The sequence below is a fragment of the Phenylobacterium sp. genome (genome assembly GCF_016793285.1).
Classification (GTDB): Bacteria; Pseudomonadota; Alphaproteobacteria; order Caulobacterales; family Caulobacteraceae; genus Phenylobacterium.
In genome coordinates this window covers 1-3,920 of record NZ_JAEUMO010000084.1, presented here as the reverse complement: position 1 = coordinate 3,920, position 3,920 = coordinate 1, and the positions used below count along the sequence as shown (strand labels likewise).

At 70.3% G+C, this 3,920-nt stretch carries 6 protein-coding genes; 3 read left to right on the top strand and 3 right to left on the bottom strand.

What is annotated here, in order from left to right:
* The 3 genes from JNL41_RS08895 to JNL41_RS08885 all read left to right on the top strand — a co-directional run.
* On the top strand, positions 1 to 561 hold a 561-nt coding region (locus JNL41_RS08895), incomplete at its 5' end, for an NAD(P)/FAD-dependent oxidoreductase (RefSeq protein WP_293474128.1).
* A 13-nt stretch (positions 562 to 574) separates the two neighbouring features.
* Complete coding sequence (locus JNL41_RS08890) at positions 575 to 883, top strand: hypothetical protein (RefSeq protein WP_293474126.1); 309 nt, start codon at positions 575 to 577, stop codon at positions 881 to 883.
* Positions 884 to 947: 64 nt separating this feature from the next.
* Positions 948 to 1,583, top strand: coding sequence for a TlpA disulfide reductase family protein (locus JNL41_RS08885; protein ID WP_293474124.1), 636 nt, complete (start codon positions 948 to 950; stop codon positions 1,581 to 1,583).
* Here JNL41_RS08885 and JNL41_RS08880 read toward each other — a convergent pair.
* The 3 genes from JNL41_RS08880 to JNL41_RS08870 all read right to left on the bottom strand — a co-directional run bounded on the left by JNL41_RS08880 (position 1,510) and on the right by JNL41_RS08870 (position 3,702).
* Positions 1,510 to 2,016, bottom strand: a complete 507-nt coding sequence (locus tag JNL41_RS08880) for a DUF4844 domain-containing protein (protein WP_293474129.1) — start codon at positions 2,014 to 2,016, stop codon at positions 1,510 to 1,512. The two genes, JNL41_RS08885 and JNL41_RS08880, sit on opposite strands and share 74 nt — an antisense overlap.
* A 39-nt stretch (positions 2,017 to 2,055) precedes the next feature.
* Positions 2,056 to 2,922: a TauD/TfdA family dioxygenase gene (locus JNL41_RS08875; RefSeq protein ID WP_293474122.1), complete on the bottom strand. Its 867-nt coding sequence runs from the start codon at positions 2,920 to 2,922 to the stop codon at positions 2,056 to 2,058.
* Positions 2,923 to 3,021: 99 nt separating this feature from the next.
* Entirely contained in the window at positions 3,022 to 3,702 is a 681-nt protein-coding gene (locus tag JNL41_RS08870; RefSeq protein WP_293474120.1) for a PEPxxWA-CTERM sorting domain-containing protein, read from the bottom strand.
* Positions 3,703 to 3,920 lie beyond the last annotated feature (218 nt).

Genomic DNA, 3,920 nt, shown 5'->3' with positions numbered 1-3,920 from the left:
GGCCGCACCGTCCGCGGGGAGGCGATGGTGGCGCACTACGGCCTCGAAGGCGGCGCGGTCTATGCGCTGTCCGCCCCGCTCCGCGACGCCATCGAGACGAACGGCTCGGCCGTGGTGAGCTTCGACCTGCGGCCGGACATGAGCGGCGGCGCCTTGACCGCGCGGCTGAGCCAGGGGCGCGGCGCGCAGTCATTGTCGAACCATCTGCGAAAGGCGCTGAAGCTCTCACCCGTCGAGACCAACCTGCTGCGCGAGGCGCACGGCAAGAAGCTGCCGACCGGGCCCGCCGCGCTGGCCCAGGCCATCAAAGCCGCGCCGATCCGCCTGACCGGCGTACAGGGCCTCGGCCGCGCCATCTCCTCGGCGGGCGGTGTGAGGCTGAACGCCCTGGATGAGCACCTGATGCTGACCGCCCGGCCAGGCGTATTCGTCGCCGGCGAGATGCTGGACTGGGAAGCGCCGACCGGCGGCTACCTGCTGCAGGCGACCTTCGCGACCGCGGCGCGGGCTTCGGAGGGCGCGCTGGCGTGGACCCGCGTTGTCGAGCAGACAGCCCGCTAGTACAGCTTGCGACATGCCCGGGCCGCAGACCCACCGCCTTCGCTGGTACGCCGCTGTGGCGCTCACCAGTTTCCCCGTCGGCCTCGCCTCGGCGGTCGGTGCGTTGGGCCTCTCAACGGTCCAGTCGGGCGCCGGACTGCCGGGCGTGTTGGTGCTCGCACCCTTGCTCATCGGCCCGCTCGCGGCGTGGATGCTGATGAGGAGGTTCTTCGGACCGACGACCACCTTCGACCGGGTCTTGGGACCCGTCGTGTTCGTCGGCCTGACGCTCCTTGGCATCCTGTCGGTGGCGAACTGGATCGCAATGCAAGATCACGCCTGAGCCGGCGCGCGGCCAAGCTTAGCCGTTCAGGAGGCGTTCAGGCTGGTGGGCCGAGCGTGCCACCATGCTCGACCGCCGCCTCCTGCTCGCCGGCCTGACCGTCTTCGCGGCGACGCCGGCCGTCGCAGCGGAGAAGGGGCTCGCCGGGCAGCCCGAGATGCCGGGCCCCCTCGCCCGCTATCGCGATCTGTCGGTGAAACGCGTGGACGGCGAGGCCTCGACGCTGGGCCGCCTCCTCGGGCCGCCGCGGCCAGCGGTGGTGAGCTTCTGGGCGACGTGGTGCGCGCCGTGCGCGCTGGAAGGCCGCCGGCTCGCGCGGCTGCGGAAGGCCTACCCCGAGGAACGGCTGGCCATCGTCGGCATCAACCTCGACAGCCACGCGGACGACGCCAAGCTGGACCAGTTCCGCCGCCGCGCCGAGATGAACTACACGCAGGGGCTGGACGGGAAGGCGCTCTACCTGGCCCTCAGCGACAGTGCGACCGTCGCCCTGCCCCGCACCTACGTCTTCGACGCCTCCGGCCAGCCGGTCGCCGCCTTCGGCCGCTTCTTCGGCGAACGCACACTGTCGGCCATCGACGCGGCGGTGCGCGCGGCAGTGGCCTCGAGGCCGCCAGCCAGGGACGTCAACCTATCGGCCTCGGCTTTTCGGGCGCGGTCCATCCCGGTGGCAATGGCTCGGCGTAGCCCGGCGCCCTGACGAACCCGGCGCCGTGCGAAAGGCGCCCGGTCGGCCCTTTGAAGCCGAGGATGTACCAAACCTCCAGGAGGTAGTCCGCCGTGCGGTCGCGATCCTCGGTGGCCAAGCCGCGCACGCTGCGTAAGGCTCCGCCGATCTCCCTCGAGACGACCTCGCCGCGCAGCGTCGATCCCTGTTCCGCGAGAACCGCGTCGATCACGCGATCGACAGCCGCGGTCGCGCGCACCCTGTCCTCAGGCGTTTCGGCGCCGGTGTAGCCGAGTGGCGGATAGTCGTGCGGGCCGAACTTGGCCTCGCCGCGGAGTCGCCGCAGCAATTGCCGCTTCTCTGCCGTGAACGCGACCACCTCGGTCGACGGCGTCGGAAAGAGACCAGAGAACGGCGACAGCCGCGCTCCGAGCAAGATGATGAGGGTCGCGGCGACGACGCCCACGGCGACCAACAGTTGCCGCCTCGTCGGACGCCGGCCCACCTACTCCGCCGCCGCCGGGACGGCGGCTTGCCTGGACCACGGATCGACGGTGACGCGGCGCATGTGGCGGCGCTGGCCGGGGTAGTCGTTGAGCGCGAAGTGCCAGACCGAGCGGTTGTCCCAGAAGGCCACCGAGCCCGGGCGCCAGGCGAACCGGCAGGTGAATCCCTCGTAGCGGCAGTGGTTGAAAAGATAGTCCAGCAGAGCCTTGGATTCGCTGGTCTTCCAGCCCTCGATCTTCAGCGTGAAGGCCGGGTTCACGTAGAGCGCCTTGCGGCCGCTCTCGGGGTGGGTGAGCACGATCGGGTGGACGTATTCGCCGACGTAGCCGTCGGCCTCGGCCACCTGCATCGAGCCGCGCTTCTGCGCCGAGGCGCCCTGGGACGAGTATTCCTTCGAGGCGGAGTGGACGGCGTTCAGGCCGTCCAGCGTGGCCTTGAGACCCTCGGACAGGGCGTCGTAGGCGGCGGCCTGGCTGGCGAACAGGGTGTCGCCGCCCCACTCGGGCAGCTCGACCGCATAGAGGATCGAGCCGATCGCCGGGGTCTCCAGGAAGCTCATGTCCGAGTGCCAGCCGCCGCCGAAGTTGATGCGGTCGGAAGGCTCCTTGATGATCTCCATCACCTCGGGTTGCCCGGCCATTCCAGACACATAGGGGTGGATGTTCAGCGGACCGAAGCGGCGGCCGAACGCGACCTGCTGGGCCGGGGTCAGCGTCTGGTCGCGAAAGAAGATCACCTGGTGCTCGACCAGCGCGGCGCGGATCGCGGCGATCGTCTCGTCGGACAGCGCCTGGGCGAGATCGACGCCCCCGATCTCGGCGCCGAGGGCGCCGGCGGTACGGCGGATTTGCAGCGACTGGCTCATGACGGCTCCGCGGGCGTGGCTGCCCTCGGCCGCGAGAATAGGGAGAGAAGGCCCGATGGACAAACTCCGCGCCCGCCGCGGACGTCCCCTCCCGACCCGTCAGGCCATCGCGATGCGGCGGCGGCGGAGCGCGGCGCCTGCGGCGCCGAAGCCCAGGATCATCAGCGCCCAGGCGCCCGGCTCGGGCACGGCGCCGCCGACCGGCGTGTCGTAGAGCGCGACCGCGACGCCGTGGACGACGTTTTCCGCGTAGCTGGGCGTCCAACTGGCGCCGCCGTCGTTGGACCTGAACGCGCCGGTGTTGTCCTCGCCCATGGCGAGATAGGTGGTGAACACGGACGTGTCGTATCGCAGGCCGAAGTAGTACGAGCCCGCGCCCAGCGAGACGGACGGCAGGTCGAAGGCGTTCAGGACCAGATCGAAATTGCCCAGCCAACCGCCGCTGTCGGTGGTCAGATCGACGGGGCCGCTCGTGCCGGAGGTGATCAGCGTACCGGGCTGGCCGCCGTCCCCGTCGGCCTGATAGAAGGCCCAGTTCGCTTGGCCGCCGTTGTTCTCGAGCGGGTCGTTGAAGGTCCAGAAGCTGGCCGACTTCAGCGTCGCCGCAGACGCCAGGGTGAACTTCTGCGCCACCTGGATGTCACCGCAGGTCGTGTTGAAGGTGCAGGCGCCAATCGGATCGACCCGCTGGACGTCGTTGTCGTAGACGGCCGCCGCCTGGGCGGCGAGCGGCAGCGTGAGGGCGACCGCCGCGGCGGCGAAGGTGGTGCGAAGCGTCATCTTGAGGTCCTCCCGGACAGAAGCCGTTGGTGATGTCGGGCCAAGGCTAGGTGCGGGGCGGTCCCCCGGTCGATCACCTGATCGGGTGATTGTTCGCCCGAGAGGCGAGCGGCTGATCGCCAGGGCGGTACGGCAGGTTTGCGCAGATTGGCCCATGACGGCGGCGGGCCGGGTCGCTTACGCTCGCACGAGGCGCGAAAGGCCCGCGACATGGACAA

Coding starts and splice junctions, on each gene's coding strand:
- JNL41_RS08885 (WP_293474124.1), top strand. CDS start 948: ATGCTCGACCGCCGCCTCCTGCTCGCCGGCCTGACCGTCTTCGCGGCG.
- JNL41_RS08890 (WP_293474126.1), top strand. CDS start 575: ATGCCCGGGCCGCAGACCCACCGCCTTCGCTGGTACGCCGCTGTGGCG.
- JNL41_RS08875 (WP_293474122.1), bottom strand. CDS start 2,922: ATGAGCCAGTCGCTGCAAATCCGCCGTACCGCCGGCGCCCTCGGCGCC.
- JNL41_RS08870 (WP_293474120.1), bottom strand. CDS start 3,702: ATGACGCTTCGCACCACCTTCGCCGCCGCGGCGGTCGCCCTCACGCTG.